Consider the following 20256-nt stretch of genomic DNA (forward strand, 5'->3'; position numbering starts at 1 on the left):
CGCGGCGGTTATTTGGCGATTTTGGGCTGGGCGTAGCGCCACAGCCAGCGGCCGCTTTCCATACGGCGATAGAAAAACGCCGCGCGCACGATCCAGTCGAGGAACATCCCCATCCAGACGCCGTTGACCCCCCATCCCAGAATGACGCCAAGGGTATAACCGGCGACGATCCGGCATCCCCACATGCCCAACATCGAGACATACATGGTATAGCGGGCATCCCGGGCGCCCTTCAAGCCGGCCGGCAAGACCCAGGAGGCGGACCAGAACGGTATAAACAGGGCATTCAGCCAGACCAGGTGCTTCACCACCCGGATAACCTCAGGATCGTTGGTGTAGAAGGCCGCCAGCAGTCCGGCGAGAGGTATCGATAACAAGCCTAATAAACAGACGCCGACATTGGACAGCCCGAAGATAAACTTCAGTTGGCGCACCGACTGGAAGATTTGACCTTTACCCAGCCGGGTGCCGACGATAATGGTGGAGGTGGAGCCCAACGCATTGCCGGGCAAGTTAATCAAGGACACAATGGAGAACGCGATAAAATTACCGGCAATGACCGCGGTGCCCATACCGGCGACAAAACACTGCGTAATCAGTTTGCCGCCGTTGAACAGCACCGACTCGATGCTGGCGGGCAGGCCGATACTCAGCACATCAAGCAATACCGCCGGATTAAGGGTGGTGAAATAGCTTTTCAGGGGCAATCGCAGGGCATGATTTAGCTCGGACCGCAGCACCATCAACACCATGGCGGCGCCGATATAACGGGAAATGGTCAGCCCGAGGCCCGCGCCGACAAACCCTAGCCCATGCCAGGAAAAACTGCCGTAAATCAGCACGCTGCTGATAACTATATTGATAATGTTCATGCCGATATTAATGACCATCGGCAGTTTGGTATTGCCGGCGCCGCGCAGGGCGCCACAGCCGATCAGGGCAACGGCGGCGGCCGGATAGCTCCACACCGTTACCCGCAAATAGCTGAGGGCCAGGGTTTTCACCATGGGGTCGGCCTGGTTGGCAATCAAATCAATAATCCACGGGCCGGTGAATTCAATCAGCAAGGCGATGGCAACCGACACCAGCGTTAACAGCGTAATGGACTGCCGGGCGGCGGTACGGGCCTGTTTACGGTTACGTTTGCCCAGATTAAAGGCCACCACCACGGTGGTGCCCAGGTCAACGGCGGCGAAAAAAGACAGGATCACCATATTAAAGCTGTCCGCCATACCCACGGCGGCCACCGATTCCTTGCCCAGCCAGCTGACCAAAAATGTGCTTAGCACCCCCATCAGGAGCACACAAAGATTTTCAATCAGGATAGGTATGGCCAGCGGAATGACTTCACGGCTTAACAGAACACGGTTGGAATGCCGCTTTTGATACCAGGTGGCATGTTTAAGCTTTTCCGTGAGTAAAGCGCTGTAGTTTACCAAAAGGTTTACCAAGATGATTCCGGTCAGACGGCTAAGGGCGCAGGGAGTTGTCTTTAAAAGAATGTGTAATAAACACCGAATAGGCAATATTTTTTAATAAATATTTTAATAAAGTTTATTTCAAACAAAACGACGTTTTGTATTAACCCAAACTACAGGGGTGCTGCTATGGTCACCCTTGCTGGAAACGCTCGAACCTGCCCAACGCTTCATCAATCAATAGCTGTAATTCCGGACGTTGCTCCACCATCCAGGTCCATTGCCGTACCAGTAATTTCCCCGACGGGCGGTCCATCTTCAGGTCAATGGCGGCGACGATTTCATCCCCTGCCAGCACCGGCAGCGCAAAATACCCCAATTGACGCTTAGCGGCCGGCACATAAGCTTCAAAACGATGTTCATAGCCGAAAAAGAGCTGCAGACGCTTACGCTGGATAACCAGCGGATCGAATGGCGAGAGAATATGCACCAGAGGAGACGACCGGGGATCCGGTTGCCGCTCCAGCCATGCCGGTTCGATCCAGTGCGGGGCCTTCGGACTGCCCTCGATATGCACCGGCGCCAGCCGTCCGCGCTTCACCGCGGACTCGATGGCCAGGCGTATCGGCGCTTTGTGCTGCGCATTGCCGTAACAAATGGACTCCACGCTGACCATGCCTTGGGATTGCAGCGCCCGGCGCAGCAGATAATCCGCCAGCTGGGCATCGTTAACCGGCCGCGGCCGCCGGCGCCAGCCAAAATGGCGGCTGGACAGATCATAGGACTTAACCATGCCCGTGCGCTTGCTGACCGTCAGATCGCCGGTAAAAAAGCCGTAGCGCAGCGCCCGCCTTGACGGCTTGCGGCTGCCCCAAGGGTGGGTTTTTTCCACCAGCGCTTCGTCGATATCCCGGATCGACAGCGGCCCTCCGTCGCGAATGCGCCGCAGCAGTGCGCTATAGTCGTTCGCATCCAATCCGGCAAACGACGGACTTGGCTCGGCGCGGAACCGGTCCATGGCCGAAACATACATGCGGTAAGCGGAGGACGGCACGTAGGCCAGGGCATGGGTCCAGTATTCGAAAACCGATTTGTCCAGCGACTGCGCCAAATCCAGGTCGGCGCGGCTATAGGCCGGAATGCGGCTATAGAGAATATGATGATGGGCGCGTTCAATGACATTAATGGTATCGATTTGTATGTAGCCTAAATGCTCCGCCGCCAGCCTTACCGCTTCAGGTCCCTCGCCAAAAGGCGCGGCAACGTCGAGCCGCTGCGCATGGAGCCAGATTTCCCGTGCCCGCGCAGGGGATATCGCAAAAGAGTGGTCAGGCATATCCAATACTCATCTCTCGTCTGTCAGCCCCCGCCTGGAATGTCAAACCGGCGCTATCGGGGTATGCTATAAATCAGTCTGTCCAGGCCATCGCAGCGCGGTTGTTTTATTCTCGATCCCGTACATAACGGATGAACCGAGCAGCACAGCCAACGTACCTGAAACCGTCAGTATGACGGGTATATCACATTATTAATCAGCGTGCTTGGTCGTAAATGTCAATTCAGACAGGCATTCAAGGAGCCGCCATAATGGGTAATACCATTACCTTAAAAACCACCGAGCAAATTTTAAAGGACAACCCAATATGAACATGTTGAAAATTGATTTTGTCTCGGACGTTTCCTGTCCCTGGTGCATTATCGGCCTGCAGGGTCTGGAAAAAGCCCTTGCCGATCTGGGGGATGAAGTGAAAGCGGACATCGTTTTTCACCCCTTTGAGCTCAACCCGTGCATGCCGGCGGAGGGTCAGAACCTGATTGAACACGTGGGGGAAAAATACGGCTCGTCACCGGCCGAAGCGCAGGCCGGACAGGAGAGGGTTCGCCAGCGGGCGCAGGATGTGGGTTTCATCATTAGCAACCGCTTTCCCGACGGCCGGATCTATAACACCTTCGACGCGCACCGGCTGCTGCATTGGGCCCGCCTGGAAGGCCGCCAGCATGCGTTGAAACGGCTGCTGTTCACCGCCTATTTTACCGACGGGCAAAACCCCTCCGATCGCGCCGTACTGCTGCGGGCGGCCGAAGACGCGGGCTTGGACGCCGCCGCCGCGGCAGAAGTGCTGGATACCGGCCGCTATGCCGAGGAAGTGCGGGCGGATGAGCACCGGTGGCTCAGCAACGGGGTCAACTCCGTCCCCACCATTGTCATCGACAACAGCCAGGTGCTGATTGGCGGCCAGCCCGCCGCCGCGTTTCGCGGCGCCATTCTTGCGGCGCTTGAGGCCCGCGGCGCCAAAGCCTGATGTTTTAGCGGGCCAGGTTGACGTTCTCCACCAGGAAGTCCAGCACCGCCCTGACCCGCAAGGAGAGATAGCCTCCCTGTCCAAGGAAGACCGCATGGACGTCTTCGCTATCGCCGGGATTGAAGGCCTCCAGCACCGGCACCAGCCTGCCGGCGGCCACATCCTCTCGGACCTGGAACAGCGCCAGGCGCGCCAATCCCGCGCCCGCCAGCGCCAAACGGCGCAAACCCTCGCCGTCGCTGATCCGGACGCTGCCGTTCATCGGCATAAGGGTTGTCGCCCCGTCGCCCAGTAACGGCCATCCCGCCATTGAGCGCATATAATTCGCCCCCAGCCGGTTATGCCGCGCCAAATCCTCCACCCGTTGCGGCGTGCCGTTTTGCGCCAGATATTCCGGCGATCCGACTATCACCATTTTCGTCTGGCCGAGTTTGCGCGCCACCAGGCCGGAGCTTTTCAACGGCCCGGCGCGCACCGCGATATCCGTCCGCTGTTCGAGGATATCGATGACCTCATCGGCCAGGGTGATATCCAGGCTTATGTCGGGATAACGGGCCATGAACGCCGGTACCAGCGGCAGCAGGAAATGGTGTCCGAAGGGCACGTTGGCGTTGATTCGCACATGCCCCCGGGGGGAACTGCCGGCGGCGGCTCCCTGCTCGGCGTCTTCCAGATCGGCCAGGATGCGGATACCGCGCTCATAAAACACGCAACCTTCGGGAGTCAGCCGCAGTTGCCTTGTGGTGCGGTTAAGCAGGCGCGCGCCTAAGCGCTTTTCCAGCCGGCTTATCAGCTTGCTGACGGCGGACGGCGTCATGTTGAACAAACTTGCCGCCATGGAGAAACTGCCCTGCTCCACCACCCGGACAAACACTTCCAGTTCACCGGCGCGATTGATTTCTAATCGGGACATATGATTTCAGGTCACAATTCTTAGTCGTATCGCCAGTCTATTTCATATCGGGGTTTTAATTCATTATTTCTTCACGGCAGTCTTATGAATTCATAAGTGGAGAAAAAAGAATCGTGGCGAAACCTCTTTATCAGCACCGTCTCTTGACGGATTTTATCAGCCTATTGGCGGCGTTAGCGCTTCTCTCCCTGCCGGCACGGTACGCCGGCGCAGCGCAGGCCGCCCATTGGGTAAGCAGTTGGACCGCCAGCCCGCAAGCGGTATGGGGAAAGGATTTCCCCTTCCCCACCCATATCCCCGATGGGTTAAATCAGCAGACGCTGCGCCAGGTGGCGAGAATAAGCCTGGGGGGAAAACGTCTGCGGATAGTGTTCTCCAACGCTTACGGGCAAACGCCCTTGACGCTTGGCAAAGCATCGGTGGCGCTGGCGGGCGACCGGGGCGCCGTTGACATGGGCAGCCTTCATTTACTCACCTTCGGCGGGAAAACCACCGCCGCCATTCCCCCCGGCGCACCCCTGGTAAGCGACCCGGTGGACCTGGCCGTCCCCGCACTGGCCAGCCTGGCGGTGAGTGTGTATTTGCCCGGCCCGACGCCTACGACAACCTTTCACTGGGACGCGCGGCAAACGTCCTGGATTGCGGCGGGTGACCAAAGCCAGGCGGAAAATATCAGCATCAATCAGCCCGTTACCGCCCGTACCCTTTTAAGCGCTGTTTTAGTGGATGCCCCACGCACCGGCGGTACGGTAGCGGTTATCGGGGATTCGGTGACGGATGGCAACGGCGCAACGATGGATGCCAACGCCCGCTGGCCCGACTTTCTGGCCCGGCGCCTCGCGCCGCGGGGCGTAGCGGTGATTAATGCCGGTATTTCCGGCGCCCGCCTGTTGTCCGATGGCATGGGGGCCAATGCCCTGGCCCGGTTTGATCGGGATGCTATCCACCAGGCCGGCGTACGCAGCGTTATCGTCCTGCTGGGCATTAACGACATCAGCTGGCCGGGAACGCTCTATGATCCCCTTGGCCCGCTGCCGTCGGCGGACGGGCTTATCGCCGGATATCGTCAGTTAATCACCCGGGCCCATACCGGTGGGATCCGCATCATCGGCGCCACCCTGCCCCCTTTCGAGGGCGCCCTGCCGGGGACGCCGCTGGACAATTACTATCGTGCCGATAAAGATGCGCTACGCCGCCGGATCAATACCTGGATCCGCGAAAGCCACGCCTTTGACGCCGTGATTGACTTCGATGCCTTGCTGCGTGACCCGGCCCGCCCTGCCCGGCTCAAACCGGCATTTGACTCGGGAGATCATCTCCACCCCGGCAATGCCGGCAACCGCGCCATGGCGGATGCAATAGATCTGGAACTCTTGGCGCCGCCCCGGCGTTAATCCCCGGCACGGTCTCCTTCTAAGGAAGGCGTGGTTTCGGCAAGAGGTTCAACGTGAACCTCAACAAAATGGGTAATCGAGACCAACCGATTGATATGCATTAACAGGAGATCCGCGTCCGACCGCAAAATTTCTTTGGATGCGAGGGTAGCGGCGGTTATGGCCTTGAGGATATTGGTGGACAAAGAGTCGTGTTCACCTTTTTGCAACGTTAAACACATCGCGGCCATCAACAAAGATTGTGCATCCACCTGCGCGGCAAGGTCTTTCGATTGAGCATCTACTTTTGCCATTTTAATGAGAATTGACGAAATTAAATTTTGCATAAGAGTGCCTCAAGGGTAAGCGGGCCGGTCGGCGTAGCTTAACAGAATAGCTCGAAAACATTGGGCATGATTTACATCAGAAGCAGCATAAAATAAAATCGGCTGTTTTTTTATTTATCTATAATATTGATTGCGTTGAATGAACTCTTTTTCGTCATTTATTTCCGGCTAAGCATCATTTGAAGCAAGCATATACGGACTATCGGAATAAACAGTGACTTTATCGCCGCCGCATACGGGTTGACAGGCGGCGGAACACTGGGGATTTTAGCAAAGCCGAGGCTGAGAGATATGATTTATGATGGACGCCCATGGCGGATGGCCGCCCCGGCTGAATGAAATAGTGATTTCATTCAGCCGCAACAGGCGCCAACCAGAGCGTCCATCTGACCCGATCACATCACGCTTATTGGCTTTATAAGGTTTAACCCACGGCGAACAGCGCTATTTCCGTGCCGTGCCGTAGACCCGTTATGCTGCCAGAAACGGGACCGATAAATAACACAACCTACTTACGGGCATCCAGCAGTTGCTGCGCGTTGTCCACGGTCACTTCGGTCCAGGGCACCGCATAACGTTGAGCTGTGCCGTCCTTCCAATCCATCTGGCCTTTATACTGCTGCCAAATGTCCGACTTGGGCTGGTAGCTGCTGCCTTTTACCGCGCGTAAGGCCACATCGATGGAGCCCTGCATTTGCGCATGGGCATCCTGCAGAATGGACACCATTTCACCTTGCTGCACGGCGCGTATGGCATCCGTCACGCCATCAATACCGCCGATGGAGAAATCCTTCACATTCAGATTCGCTTCTTTTATCGCTTCTATGGCGCCGAGCGCCATTTCGTCATTTTCACCGATCACGCCGTTGATTTTGCCACGGTGTTTCTGCAGCCAGTTTTCCATCAACGGCAGCGCTTCCGCACGGGACCAGTTGGCGGTTTTACGTTCCAAAACGGTGACATTGCCCTTGCCGCATTCGGCAATGGCTTTATCTATGCCCTGACCGCGCTGGATTTCACCGGATCCGCCGATGGGTCCTTCGAAGATAACGACATTGCCTTTGCAGTTCATCTTTTTCAGGACGGCCTTGGCGTCAAGATATCCCCCCAGCACATCGTCGGATACCACTTCACTGGTCATTTTGTCGGTATTCAGACGGGCATTGGTGACGATAACCGGAATCTTGGCTTTATTGGCCATGGTGACCACATCAATATTAGCCTCGTAATCCATCGGGTTGACGATGATTGCATCCGCTTTGGTTTGTATCGCCGTTTCGGCCTGATTATTCTGCACCATCGGATCGTAGCGACCGTCATACATGGTGATTTGCACATCGCCGTTTTTGACCTCTGGATGCTCTTTCGCCGCCTTTTCCATGAGCTGGACGAATTCGGCTTTCATACCGTACATCAAGACGGAAATTTTAACCGGAGCGGCCTGTGCCGCCGCTGACATACAAAGCATCAGTGAAGAGGCAATAAGGGTTAATTTCGTCATTTTTTTCATATTTTCTCCTGGATACAATATAGGGTAATGGCTAGGTAGAGATAAAACGTCAAATTTCAAATTAATCACGCTGCTGCTTGCGTGACGGATCCAGCATTACGGCAATGACAATAAGCGCCCCCTTGATGATCTGTTGGTAATAAGACTGTACGCCGAGAAGATCCAGGCCATTATTCATGACGCCGATAATCAAAACCCCGAATAACGTGCCCACCAGCGTGCCGATACCGCCAACCATACTGGTACCGCCGATAACGACGGCGGCAATAGCATCCAATTCATAGGCAGTGCCCGCGCTGGTTTGTGCGGAGCCGGTGCGGGCCGTCAAAATCAAACCGGCAATACCCGCCATCGCGCCGCATAATGTATAAACCAAGACCTTGATTTTCAGAACATTGATACCGGAAGTACGGGCGCTTTTCTGGTTGCCCCCCACCGCGTAGACATAACGGCCGAACGTCGTTTTATTCAGCACAATCCAGGCGAGAACCAACAGAACGGCAAACAGCACCACCGGCACCGGGATGCCGAGAATATAACCATTCCCCAGCCAGCGAAAATCATCGTTCAGCTGAGATACCGGATTACCGTCGGTGGTCAATAAAGACAGGCCACGGGCGGCGGAAAGCATGCCCATGGTGACAATAAAAGGCTGCAGGCGGTAACGCGCCAGAATAGTACCGTTGATCACGCCGCAGACCAAACCGATCCCGAGGGCAACCAGCGTCGGTATCAGTATCGCATTCGCCGTGTCGCCAATGGCCATATTGCTGTTGGTGGTGGCGAACCGGGCGGCCACAATACCCGCCAGCGCCAGCACCGAGCCTACGGACAAATCTACTCCCGCCGTGATAATGACAAACGTCATACCGATGGCCAGAATACCGTTAATGGAAATCTGTCGAAAAACGATTAATATATTATCCTGGCTTAGAAAATAATTACTCGACCAGGCGCCGTTGGTCACTTGCACTTCACCAATAACCGTGACAGCAAGACATAAAATAAAAAAGGCGATGATAATGCCGTATTTATGCAGGCGCCGCTTATTACGATTAAAAAACGAAGCGCGTGGCAAAGCAGAATATGTGCTATTCATAATAAAGTCTCTTAAATATAAGGTAGTCGATGAATTTTCCGCAATATACGGATTAAACGGCTAACTTCATCAAGTCCGCCTGCGTTGCTTTATCACCTGATAACTCCCCGGCCAGACAACCGTTTCTAAACACCAGGATTCGATCGCTCATACCAATAATTTCCGCGAGTTCTGAAGAGACCATAACAATGCCTTTATCCTTAAGCGCAAATTCTGACATAAACCGATAGATTTCCTTTTTGGCGCCGACATCAATCCCGCGCGTCGGCTCGTCCAGCAGCAATACCTCCGGATCCAGTAATGCCCAGCGGCCCAGCACCACTTTTTGCTGATTCCCGCCGCTCAGGTTACTGACGATATGTTCGCTATCCGGCGTTTTTATGCCGAACAGCTTGATCATCTCATCGGCGCGGCGCTGCTGCTGTTTGCTATCGATAAATCCCCCGCGGCTGATGGCGGGAAAGGAAGCGATATTGATATTTTCGGTCACTGAGCTGCTCAAGACCAATCCGGTATCCTTGCGATCTTCCGTAACGTAGGCAATGCCCGCCTTGATGGATTGCGCCGGCGAGTGCTTATGCAAAAGACGTTCGCCAATATGGATCGTCCCTGAATCCGCATGATTGATACCGAAGATAAGATCGAGAAACTCGCTGCGTCCCGACCCCACCAGGCCGTAAATACCCAGTATCTCTCCCTGCTTGAGGGTCAGGCTGATATCATGAACCTTGTCCTTCCAGCTTAATCCTTTGACTTCCATCAAGACTTTTTCACCGGGGGAGTTGAATTTGGCGAATTCATCTTTGAACTCGCCGCCGATGATATATTCGATCAACTGTTCACGATTGATGTCGCTGAGAATCCCTTCGTGGATATAGGTCCCGTCCCGGAAAATAGTATAGCTATCCGCTATTTGGAATATTTCGGAAAGACGATGGGTAACATAAATGATCCCCTTTCCCCGGGCGGCAAGCTGTCGAATCACTTGAAATATTTTTTTCACATCCTCCTCGCCGATAGCTGAGGTGGGTTCGTCCATGATGATGATATCGGCATCGGAATGGGAAAGCGCTTTCGCGATTTCCACCAGTTGCTGCTCGGCGACGCTCAGATTACGCATCTTCTCCGAAGGAGAGATTTTAAAATCCAGACTTTTCAATAATTCGACGGTTTGGGCATTCATCATTTTAAAATCGATAAAACCCAGCTTGCGCGGCTCCCGGCCCAGATAAATATTCTCCGCCACGGTAAGATCGGGAATAGTACTTAATTCCTGCTGCACAATGGCCACGCCGGCATCCATGGCCTCGCGGGGATGAGCGAATTCGCAGCGTTTGCCGTGAATATAGATTTCGCCGCTGTCCGGCTGGATAAACCCCATCAGAATACTGAGAAAGGTGGATTTTCCGGCCCCGTTGCCGCCGCATAGCGCATGTATCGACCCGCGCCTTAGGCAAAACTCGATATTCTTCAGCGCCACCACGGGACCAAAGGACTTTTTAACCCCGGTGACTTCAAGCAGATACGTGGGTTCGGGAGTCAATGCGTCATCATTCATAAAGCCACCTGTGCATATTCTTTATTCAGCAACGCAAGATAATTTGCATAGAGGTCGGTATAACGCTGCTGCTGACGAGGAATGGGCCGTGTCAGGGTGCTTTCATCCAGCTGCACGAACTTTTCGCAAAGCGCGGACAGCAGGTCGGACGCCGCCGGTACCGGTTCCCCCGGCGTCGCCGCCGGCTGTAATCCGTCGCACCAGGCGGCCTGGATGGCGGCCCCCAGCGCGGCGGTTTCATTTTGCCGCAGGCATACCACCGGGCAATCCATGATATCCGCCACCATCTGCCGCCAATGCCGGCTCTTCGATCCCCCGCCGATTAGCCTTATTTCCCTGGCGACGATCCCCTGGCTGCGGAACAGATCCAGGCCGTACCGCAGGCCGAAGGTGGCGCTTTCCACCACGGCGCGGCAGAGATTGTCTTCGGTAAAGTTGTCGGTATCCATGTTGTGCAAACTGGCTTTGGCATAAGGCAAGGCCGGCACCCGTTCGCCGTTGAAGAACGGCAGCATCAAGATTCCGCCGGCGCCGATTTCCGACTGCTCCAGCGCCTGGTTAAACCGCACCAAATCCTGTTTGAACAGCTTCTGGACCGCGGACGTCGCCGAGGTGACGTTCATGGTGCAGATAAGCGGCAGCCAGCCGTTATTGCTGGAGCAAAAGCCGGCGATCATCGCCGAATCCGATATCACGGGAGTATCCGAATACGCAAACAGCGTGCCGGAGGTTCCCAGGCTCATGGTAACCCGCCCCGGCCGGGTATTGCCGGTACCGATGGCGCCCATCATATTGTCGCCGCCGCCGCTGGCGACCCGGGTGGTGACATTGACCCCCAGCCGCTCGGCCGCCGCCGGGCATACCGTTCCTATCAGGCTGTCGGCGCTCACCAGAGGCGGCAGGGCATTCCATAACCTGCCGCTGTCATCAATGAGTTCTACCGTATGCCGGTCCCAGCAACGGCGGCGAACATCAAACAAACCGCTGCCCGAGGCGTCGCCATATTCGGCGACGCGGTTGCCGGTAAGCCAGAAATTAAGGTAATCATGGGGCAGAAGCACCGTTTCCAGCCGCTGCCAAAGCGCCGGATGGTGGGTTTTCAGCCAGAGTATCTTTGACGCCGTATAGCCGGTGGCCACCATAAGACCCAAGTGTTCGATGGAGCCTTTGACGCCGCCCAGCAGCGCCAGCAGCCGGTCGTTCTCCTCCGCGGTTTCGGTGTCGCACCAAAGCTTGACCGCCCGCAGCACCCGGCCCTCCTTGTCCAGCGCAACAAAGCCGTGCTGCTGGCCCGAGACGGCCATGGCCGCGATATCCGCCGGCGATATCCCGGCGGCCTTGACCGCACGCCCAAACGCCAGGCACAAGGCATCAATCCACCATTGGGCATCCTGCTCCCGGCGCCCGTTGGAGTTGGAAATCATTTCATGCGGCGCAGAACCCTCGCCAAGGGTTGCCCCCTGCTCGGTATCGATAATGACGACCTTGGTTCCCTGGGTCCCGCAGTCAATCCCAGCATAAAGAGGCATGTTTTACTCCATTTCCAACATGATTTTGATATCTGTAGGATTGCCCGCCGCCGCGCGCTCAAAGGCTTCTATGCCTTCGGCAAATTTGTAGGTGGCTGAAATAAGCGGTTTGACGTTCAATTTTCCGGAACTCAACAGGCGCAGGGTGCGCGGATACATATTGGCGTAGCGGAAAATGGTTTTGAACGTCACTTCCTTCGCCTGGGCGGCCACGATATCCAACGGCGCGGCGTCTATGGGCATACCGATCAACACCGCGGTGCCCCCCGGCGCGATATGTTCGCTGACGGTGGCGATAGCCGCTTTTGAGCCGCTGCATTCAAACACGATATCCACGCCGTTGCCGCTGGTCAGTTCGCTGACCTTTTGCGCCAGTTGGCCGCTTTTGATGTTTACCGCGTGCAGGCCCTGATAATTGGCGGCAATTGCCAGTTTCTCATCGAATACATCGCAAATGATGACTTCCGCACAGCCCCCGGCCAGGGCGGCCAATGCCGTTACCACGCCGATGGTGCCCGCTCCGATCACCAGGGCGATGTCGCCGGGTTTGATGCCGGCTTTGGTTGCCGCGTGCATGCCGATGGCTAAAGGTTCAACCATAGCCCCTTCGGCGAAACTCACATTGTCCGGCAGCGGGAAAGTAAAGGCGGCGGGATGGATCAGGGTTTCACGCAGGCTGCCGTCGATGGGCGGCGTCGCCCAGAAACGCACGGCCGGGTCGAGATTGTAAATGCCCGCGCGGGACTGCGGCGACTGCATGTCCGGGATGCCCGGCTCCATACAGACCCGATCGCCCACCTTGATGTGCGTGACTTTCTTGCCCACCGCCAGCACGGTGCCGGAAGCTTCATGGCCCAGCACCATGGGAGCCTGAACGACAAAAGGTCCGATACGTCCATGCTGGTAATAATGGATGTCGCTGCCGCAGATGCCCACGGAGTGGATTTTGACCTGAACGTCGGTTTCCCCCAGAGTTTCATCAAACGCTTTATTCTGAATGGAGATTTTGCCGGCTTTCTCTAGCACTAATGCTTTCATTTGATCGCTCCGAAATTTATCATTAAATGATATCGATAACATTGATTGATGCAAATCCTAATGGAAAGCTTGTTATTATTTTGTGACGGAGTCAGAACTTTTATTAAATATTCGAAAGTATTATTTGTGACGACTCAGTGCATACAACACGCCGGCATGGGTTCGCCTTTTAAATGAAAACGATAACATTATTAAGGGGATAAGATGATCAACACCTCTCGTACCAGTGCTCTCGAACAAACGCAGCATATGTTCGAATCTGCTCATATCATGTTAACGGCAAAAGAAAGGGAAAACATTGAGATAGCTGATTTCGGCCTGGGTGATTATCCCCGTTCGGGACTGCAACTGCTGACCTATATCAATTCGCCGCGCTACTGTGCCAAAGAGCTGGTGCTGTTGCCCGAGCAGACCTGCCCGGAACATCTTCACCCCCCTTTCAATCAGGGGCCGGGCAAGCAGGAGACGTTTCGCTGTCGCTGGGGGGAAGTCTATCTGTTTGTGGATGATGATAGCCTGACGCCGAATAAACGCCAGGACGGTTCCCTCATGTGCCGACCGCCGGAAGGCTTTGAAAAATATTATACTTGTCATAGATATATACTCTTAAGGCCCGGCGAACAATACACCATCGCCCCCAATACCCGGCATTGGTTCCAGGCCGGCGCGCAGGGCGCCGTCGTGTCGGAATTCTCCTCGGAAAGCCGCGACGATTACGATATTTTTACCGATCCGAAGGTCGTGCGCGCCTCGACGCTCTAATGCCCGCCGGCGACAACCGTCTCCGGGAGACTGGCATCATCAGCATTGTTATGTCATGATAGAATAATGATGCACAATGATAGCTTAGACTGTGGGGCGCCTGTGGTAGCATCTCGACATCGGAAGGCGACGCTGGAGAGCGTCGCGGCTCAATCAAATGTTAGTAAGATCACCGTGTCCAGAGCCTTTACGCATCCGGAAAAAGTTCATCCCGACACGTTGAAACGCGTCCTGGACGCGGCTGAAAGCATGGGTTACATCGTCAATGCCGCGGCCCGGACCCTGCGGGCCAAGGCCAGCAAAACCATCGGGATCGTCAATCCCGATATGAGCAACCCTTTTTTTGGGCAATTGGCTAAAGAGATGACGCTGGCCGCGCATAAAGAAGGCTATGACACCCTGATTTTCGATTCCTATGAGTCGCAGGAAATAGAAAACCGTATCATTGACAAGCTCATCGGCTACGGCGTCGATGCGATTATTCTTTCCGTTATTTCTTCCGACAGGTCCTATTACCCCGCCTATTTGAAACGGCTGGAAATACTGAATATCCCCGTGGTATTGGTGGACCGGGATCTCAACGTCAAGAACTGCAGCGGGGTATATATCGATAACCTTGACTGCGGGCTACAGGCCGGCCGCTACCTGCTGTCGAAGCAGGTCAACCGGGTGGTGGTGGTTTCAGGTCCGGAAGACTCAAACGTATCGCGGGATCGCATCATTGGAATCAGCGCGGTATTACAGGGAGCCATTGAGAATCTGGACATACTGCACGCCGATTTTTTCATGATGCCGGCCTACCAGGTCACCAGCCGCTATATCGAAAGCAATCCCCTGCCGGATTATTTTGTCGGCACCAATAACCAGATTTCCCTGGGTATCATCAAGTCCTGTATCGATCATAAAATAAAACCCCAGAAAGATGTCTCGCTGTTCAGTATTGACGAAATACCCGATGCCAATATCTACGGTTTCAGCTTTCCCTGCATCGCCCACAACATGAATGAAATTGCCTATCAGGCGCTGAATCTGGCCATCAGAAGGGCCACGGATGCGGATGTCGAACCCAGCAAAGTGATCATCCGTGGGAAAGTCATTTACCCCGGCTCCGTGACGGCGCTGCCGAGCAAAGGGTAAAGACTGGCATGGGTCATTCCCTGGGATTCCTCTGCATTTGGCGCAGCCAGTGCATAAAGCCTTTTTTTCTGGGCGCAGGGGGCTGCTGTTGAACCACTGAATCCCTTTTTTGCGCACGGAAATGGGCCAATCTCACCATGACCTCGCGCAATTCCCCATGCTCCTCCAGCCAAGGTTCAAGGGAGTCGTAACTGATTCGGTAAACCACGCAGTCCGTCATGGCGCTGAACCGCGCCACGCAGGCGCTGTGATCGACGATGCCGGTCTCCCCCATGACTTCTCCCGGCCCCATGCGGCCTACCTCCAGTTCGTTATCCTGCGATCCGGTGGTCACCGACACCACCCCGGACTCGATAATGAGCAATTCCTCCGGCACTACGCCCTGCTCAAGGATCACCTCGCCGGCGCTGAACAGCGTCAGCCGCATTTTTTCCCCGAGCTCGGCCCTGTCGTCGTCGCTGAGCATGCGCAACGCGCTCACGGTATTGAGCACCGCCGACTGCCGCGTCTGCGGTCTGACCGTATTCCCGCGATCCAGGCTTTCCATGACCGACAGCTGGCGATAAATGAGGTCGTATAGCTGATTACGCACCGCATCGAGACGATCCCGGGATTTGACGTAGCCGGTCACTTCATATTCCACGTATCGTACATAGGCTTTTTTCACCAGCGCCCCGGACTGGGGCTGGAGCAGTAATTCCCGGCAGCCTTGCAGCGCTTTCTCCAGGGCGTCCAGCGCCAGGCTGGGACGCAACCGCACGGGGAGTTCAACGCTGAGCGTAACGGAATGAAAATGATCGGGACGGCTGAAATTGACAATGCGCGTTTTGGCCGCCATGGCATTGGGGATCACCGCCATGCTGCCTTCCGGGGTCAATAAGTGGGTTGAGCGCCAATCGATCTCAATCACCTTCCCATCGATATCATCCACCCGTATCCAGTCATCGACGCGAAACGGCTTGGTGGCGTTGAGCACAATGCCGGAAAATACGTCGCTCAGGGTGCTTTGCACCGCCAGGCCAAGGATAATCGCCACGGCGCCGGAGGTTGCCAGCAGGCCTTTCAGCGGTAAATCGAGCACGTAGGTTGACGCCGCCAAGGCAGCCATCAGGAAAATAAACGCCCCCAGCACGTCTTGCAGAAGATGGCCTTTACCGCCGATGCGGGGCGCCAATATCAGTATCATCAGCACGGTCAGCGTCCGGGCCCCCAACAGCCACCAGGCAATAGCCAGGATAATCACCAGGGCATGATAGGACGACGGTATTGCCGCCGGAATCGGGGACAAGGGGCTTAATCCGGCATTCATTAACGCCAGGCTGAAAAGGAAGTACAAACCCAGACGAATTAATACCTTCCAGCGAAACCATTTGTTTGCAATCCATTGCCACAGCGTCAGATCGATAGCCAGCAATAGCAAGGCGCACAGAAGCGGAAAAGAGAATCCCACGAGACCCATTCACATTCACCATCATCATCGGCAGCAAGATCCCAACAATACCTGATTTTGCAGTAGAGAGGTAATGTGAGCCTGCCCAAAGCGCTTAAAATGCCTGGCCTTACACTTTTGCAATGCAAAGAGTTGCGTTGCATTTTTATATGGGACACGTCTCATAAAACCACACCTATCATACTTGAATGGTAGTCTTACATGTTCTAATTTGCTCTTATAATTAATTACTCTGCAAAGGACAACTGGTGATGAACATTGTAGCCGCCGTACTGCCTCATCTTTGGCTGTCGGCTTTGGGCGCGCAGGAGCTTTCAAAATGAAAATAAAACATCTTCGCTGGTGGATGATTGGTCTGGTTTCGCTTGGCACCATCATTAACGCTCTGGCAAGAAGCTCGTTAAGCGTGGCCGCGCCGACGTTATTTAAAGAAATACATATTACTGAACAGCAATATTCCTGGATTCTGAGCTCATTCCAACTGGCCTATACCGTCGCTCAGCCCATATGCGGTTATATCATCGACATTATTGGCCTGAAACTCGGCTTTTTCATCATGATTGTCATTTGGTCGGTGACCAATATGGCCCATGCGGGATGCACCTCATGGGGTGGGTTGGCGTTCCTGCGCGGCATCATGGGACTCAGCGAAGCATCCGCCATTCCGTCGGGGGTAAAATGTAATTCCGAATGGTTCCCGGCCACGGAAAGAGGCATCGCCGGCGGTATCGCCAATATCGGTACCTCAATCGGCGCCATGCTGGCGCCGCCGCTGGTGGTCTGGGCGCTGTTGAAATACAACTGGCAGATGTCCTTTGTCATCACCGGCGCCATAGGATTGGTTTTTGCCGTAATGTGGTGGTTCTTATACGACTCGCCGCAAAAACACACTATGGTGACCAAAGAGGAAGCGGACTATATCAGCGCGGGCCAAGAGCGGCATTTGATGGCCGACGGCAAAAAACCGGCGGTGATGTCCTTTTTCAAAATGCGCAATTTCTGGGGCATCGCCTTGCCGCGCTTTCTTGCCGATCCCACTTGGGGCACCATTAATTTCTGGCTGCCGATATATCTGATAACGGTACGCCACATGGAGCTAAAAGACATTGCCCTATACGCCTGGCTGCCCTTTCTCGCCGCCGATTTCGGCGGACTGGCCGGCGGCTTCCTGAATAAAATCATGATGAAGGTTTGGGGGGTAAACACCATCAATGCCCGTCGGCTGACCTTTTCCCTCGGCGCGCTCATGATGCTGCCGCTGTCATTTGTCGGTTTTGTCAATAGCGCCTATGTGGCCATCGGACTGGTTTCCATCTGCGCATTTGCCCATCAAATGTTGTCCACTCAGTGTATCGTCATGGCCACCGACCTGTTCAAACGGGACGAGGTCTCCACCGTCAGCGGCTTCGCCGGTTCCGCCGGCTGGACCGGTATCCTGATTTGTACATTGATCATGGGCGCGCTGGTGAAAACCATCGGCTACAACCCGTTCTTTATCTTTTTAAGCGTACTGGACGTGGGCGGCGCGGTGATTTTATGGACCTTTGTCAAAGCGCCGAAGTTTGATGACAAATCCCCTTCCCAACCCCGAAGCGATTCCACCCTGGCGCCGATGCATTAAGCCTTAAACGTGTTTCCCGGGAGATTCACCGTCGTTAACGATGAATCTCCCCATTCGGTTCATAAGGCGTTCAGTCGGACCCTAAACTCCTCTAGCCCATTAAATGCATTGGGCTTTTCGTTAGCGCTTCCTTGGTTGCAATCGCAGCAAGATCAATTTTCCACCCTGTGGGCTGACAGAGTTGGTCGTTTTTTGATATTTTCCCGACGATTACTGTGACATTGTTTTCAGCCTAATTATTTTGACTTACATAAAGAGCGAACAATGAGTATTTTCGGATTAGGCAGTTGTAAACATCAAGCACTCACCCCGGCGGAGCATGTCACAAGCCGGGAAATCACCGCATTGACCAAGCAGTTCAAAGAAATACGCAATACGCCGATCAACGCCTTCAATACACCGAAGACCATTAACACTAAGTTAACGGCATTGCGCGATCAGGTGGCCAACAAACTTGCCACGGTGAAAAATAACCAGGCGGCCCATAACAGCAAAAAGGCAGGTCAATTGCATAAATTGTCTGCCGACGTTGATCAGGTTATGAAGGAAAAAGGCTTTGCATTTAGGGTAGAGAAAACCGTTACGAAGAGCGCCGCAGAACGGAACGAAGCCCTTGCCCTCGCCGCAGAGCGTAAAGATGATAAGGCTAATGGGCGGGATATGGGCGGTATGGTGAGGTAAGACCCGGCGAAGCCGTCGCAGGGTCCTGTCCGTTAGCCCTGGCTGTCCGGATAATTGGACGGGAAAAGCGCCCGGCGGCTCTCTTCGTCGCTGGCGGTTTTAAAATTGTGATCTTTACCCAGCGCCCGGGCGCGGCTCACGGCCTGACGGGCATCCACCCGCTGGAACCAGGCCTTCAGATGGGGAAATTTCCCCAGCGGATCGTCTTCGCCCTTGAATATCTTCGGCGCGCGGTCGAGCCAGCCCCAGGCTGATATATCGGCGATGGTAAACCCCTCTCCCACGATATAATCCCGTCCCGCCAGATGGTTATCCAATACCCGGTAATGGCGCTCCACTTCCCGGCGATAGCGATTGACGGCATAAGGAATAGCGTCCGGCGCGGCGTACTGGAAATGCACCGCCTGGCCAGAATAGGGTCCCACGCCGGTGGCAATGAACAGCAGCCAGGACAGCAGTTCCGGCCGATCCTCCGGCGCGCCGAGGAATTTGCCGGTTTTTTCCGCCAGATAAAGCAGGATGGCCGTGGAGTCAAACACCCTGATCTCTTTGCCTCCCGGCCCCTCGCCGTCGGTAATCGCCGGCACCTTACCGTTGGGATTGATGGCCCGAAAGGCGGGGAGATGTTGTTCCCCTTTGGCGGTATCCACCGGAACAGCGTCGTAAGGCAGCTGCGCTTCTTCCAGGAAGAGCGCGATTTTGGCGGGGTTGGGCGCCAAATTAAAGTAAAACGTGATCATGACATTACCCTTTTGTGTTCGGTGCGCCAAACGTTAAGCCAAACGCGGCGACGAAATACTTGATTCAACATTGTAAAGGATTCAATTCAACATACTGCCTTACCCTAGGCAGCGCAACGGGCAAGAGAGGAGAGGAGACCGGCCCGCGCCGGTATTTTTGCCTATCAGCCTATTTACTGTGCGCCATCATGTCGATATGCAGCCCATATAATGCATGTGACTTTATCCCAGCGGTGAAATAAAAAAATGATATCAATGAACGTTATATGTCTTAAAAATACATCAAGCATATCTTTTTGAATAAATATTTTTCATCGTTCTTTTCTGTTTTTTATTTCGACTTTTTTAATCCTCCTGATAATATATACAGTGTCAAGACGGCGTATATTTCCACCTTTTATCTGATAACAGAACTACCAAGGTTTATCTGACGTTTCGTTATTTCCCATGCCAGTTGTTTTCCCTACCTTGGTGCGGCAAACCGTTGGCAGTTCTTATTCGTCGTTCACCGTCAACAACGTTAAATCAAAGAGAGACTCACCATGGCTAAAAAGGTTGTTCATGCAGTAACTCATACGGCACAAGCGGACCGTTCAGACCGGCGTTATATTGTGGGCTACGTCCCAAACGGCGGCAGGGACAACCCTTCCCCGGCCATTTATCTTGGCGGCCGCTGGCTTGAGGCCTGCGGCTTTCTGACCGGCCAGCATGTCACGGTATCGGTGGAACCGGGGCGATTGGTTATCAGGCCGGCCCCGGCAGCGTAACGGGCATGAT

Annotated in this window: 18 protein-coding genes; 7 read left to right on the plus strand and 11 right to left on the minus strand. The window is 54.6% G+C overall.

Annotated features, from left to right (window positions below; all coding sequences use genetic code 11):
• Positions 1-8: 8 nt before the first annotated feature.
• Both ACL2XO_RS25675 and ACL2XO_RS25680 read right to left on the minus strand, forming a co-directional pair.
• Entirely contained in the window at positions 9-1451 is a 1443-nt protein-coding gene (locus tag ACL2XO_RS25675; RefSeq protein ID WP_413741841.1) for an EmmdR/YeeO family multidrug/toxin efflux MATE transporter, read from the minus strand.
• A 160-nt stretch (positions 1452-1611) separates the two neighbouring features.
• Positions 1612-2754 (minus strand): winged helix-turn-helix domain-containing protein, encoded by a 1143-nt coding sequence (locus tag ACL2XO_RS25680; protein WP_413725880.1) that lies wholly within the window; start codon positions 2752-2754, stop codon positions 1612-1614.
• Between the two features lie 307 nt (positions 2755-3061).
• On the opposite strand from ACL2XO_RS25680, the gene ACL2XO_RS25685 reads away from it, so the two are divergent.
• A complete protein-coding gene (locus ACL2XO_RS25685) occupies positions 3062-3721 on the plus strand; it encodes a DsbA family oxidoreductase (RefSeq protein ID WP_413741842.1) in 660 nt (219 codons plus the stop codon).
• 4 nt (positions 3722-3725) lie between these two features.
• On the opposite strand, the gene ACL2XO_RS25690 is transcribed toward ACL2XO_RS25685, so the two are convergent.
• Positions 3726-4634 (minus strand): LysR family transcriptional regulator, encoded by a 909-nt coding sequence (locus tag ACL2XO_RS25690; protein WP_413725881.1) that lies wholly within the window; start codon positions 4632-4634, stop codon positions 3726-3728.
• A 113-nt stretch (positions 4635-4747) separates the two neighbouring features.
• On the opposite strand from ACL2XO_RS25690, the gene ACL2XO_RS25695 reads away from it, so the two are divergent.
• Positions 4748-6028: an SGNH/GDSL hydrolase family protein gene (locus ACL2XO_RS25695; RefSeq protein ID WP_413741843.1), complete on the plus strand. Its 1281-nt coding sequence runs from the start codon at positions 4748-4750 to the stop codon at positions 6026-6028.
• Here ACL2XO_RS25695 and iraP read toward each other — a convergent pair.
• From iraP to ACL2XO_RS25725, 6 genes are all read right to left on the minus strand, one after another.
• Entirely contained in the window at positions 6025-6354 is a 330-nt protein-coding gene (gene iraP, locus ACL2XO_RS25700) for an anti-adapter protein IraP (RefSeq protein WP_413741844.1), read from the minus strand. The genes ACL2XO_RS25695 and iraP overlap by 4 nt on opposite strands.
• A 508-nt stretch (positions 6355-6862) precedes the next feature.
• The gene (locus tag ACL2XO_RS25705) at positions 6863-7864 is read right to left on the minus strand and encodes a substrate-binding domain-containing protein (protein ID WP_132924858.1); all 1002 of its coding nucleotides are present in this window, start codon (positions 7862-7864) and stop codon (positions 6863-6865) included.
• A 61-nt stretch (positions 7865-7925) separates the two neighbouring features.
• The gene (locus ACL2XO_RS25710) at positions 7926-8963 is read right to left on the minus strand and encodes an ABC transporter permease (protein ID WP_132924856.1); all 1038 of its coding nucleotides are present in this window, start codon (positions 8961-8963) and stop codon (positions 7926-7928) included.
• A gap of 52 nt (positions 8964-9015) precedes the next feature.
• On the minus strand, positions 9016-10521 hold the full coding sequence (locus ACL2XO_RS25715) for a sugar ABC transporter ATP-binding protein (protein ID WP_132924854.1): 1506 nt from the start codon (positions 10519-10521) through the stop codon (positions 9016-9018).
• Complete coding sequence (xylB, locus tag ACL2XO_RS25720) at positions 10518-12050, minus strand: xylulokinase (RefSeq protein WP_413741845.1); 1533 nt, start codon at positions 12048-12050, stop codon at positions 10518-10520. Before xylB ends, ACL2XO_RS25715 begins: the two co-directional genes overlap by 4 nt.
• A 3-nt stretch (positions 12051-12053) precedes the next feature.
• A complete protein-coding gene (locus tag ACL2XO_RS25725) occupies positions 12054-13088 on the minus strand; it encodes an NAD(P)-dependent alcohol dehydrogenase (RefSeq protein ID WP_132924850.1) in 1035 nt (344 codons plus the stop codon).
• A 204-nt stretch (positions 13089-13292) separates the two neighbouring features.
• On the opposite strand from ACL2XO_RS25725, the gene ACL2XO_RS25730 reads away from it, so the two are divergent.
• Both ACL2XO_RS25730 and ACL2XO_RS25735 read left to right on the plus strand, forming a co-directional pair.
• Positions 13293-13850 carry a D-lyxose/D-mannose family sugar isomerase gene (locus tag ACL2XO_RS25730; RefSeq protein ID WP_413741846.1) on the plus strand — a complete coding sequence of 186 codons (558 nt, stop codon included), beginning with the start codon at positions 13293-13295 and terminating at the stop codon, positions 13848-13850.
• A gap of 102 nt (positions 13851-13952) precedes the next feature.
• Positions 13953-14987 carry a LacI family DNA-binding transcriptional regulator gene (locus tag ACL2XO_RS25735; protein ID WP_413725887.1) on the plus strand — a complete coding sequence of 345 codons (1035 nt, stop codon included), beginning with the start codon at positions 13953-13955 and terminating at the stop codon, positions 14985-14987.
• Between the two features lie 13 nt (positions 14988-15000).
• On the opposite strand, the gene ACL2XO_RS25740 is transcribed toward ACL2XO_RS25735, so the two are convergent.
• Positions 15001-16446, minus strand: a complete 1446-nt coding sequence (locus ACL2XO_RS25740) for a mechanosensitive ion channel domain-containing protein (RefSeq protein WP_413741847.1) — start codon at positions 16444-16446, stop codon at positions 15001-15003.
• Between the two features lie 310 nt (positions 16447-16756).
• Between ACL2XO_RS25740 and ACL2XO_RS25745 the strand changes: the two genes are divergently transcribed.
• A complete protein-coding gene (locus ACL2XO_RS25745) occupies positions 16757-18058 on the plus strand; it encodes an MFS transporter (RefSeq protein ID WP_413741848.1) in 1302 nt (433 codons plus the stop codon).
• Positions 18059-18322: 264 nt separating this feature from the next.
• Positions 18323-18739: a hypothetical protein gene (locus ACL2XO_RS25750; protein WP_413725889.1), complete on the plus strand. Its 417-nt coding sequence runs from the start codon at positions 18323-18325 to the stop codon at positions 18737-18739.
• Between the two features lie 32 nt (positions 18740-18771).
• Here ACL2XO_RS25750 and ACL2XO_RS25755 read toward each other — a convergent pair whose 3' ends face one another.
• The gene (locus ACL2XO_RS25755; RefSeq protein WP_413741849.1) at positions 18772-19479 is read right to left on the minus strand and encodes a glutathione S-transferase family protein; all 708 of its coding nucleotides are present in this window, start codon (positions 19477-19479) and stop codon (positions 18772-18774) included.
• 542 nt (positions 19480-20021) lie between these two features.
• Here ACL2XO_RS25755 and ACL2XO_RS25760 point away from each other — a divergent pair.
• Positions 20022-20246 (plus strand): SymE family type I addiction module toxin, encoded by a 225-nt coding sequence (locus ACL2XO_RS25760; protein ID WP_132924838.1) that lies wholly within the window; start codon positions 20022-20024, stop codon positions 20244-20246.
• The last annotated feature ends 10 nt before the right edge of the window (positions 20247-20256 follow it).

This window comes from Sodalis sp. RH15 (assembly GCF_047324255.1).
In the GTDB taxonomy this organism is placed as follows: Bacteria; Pseudomonadota; Gammaproteobacteria; order Enterobacterales; family Enterobacteriaceae; genus Acerihabitans; species Acerihabitans ligni.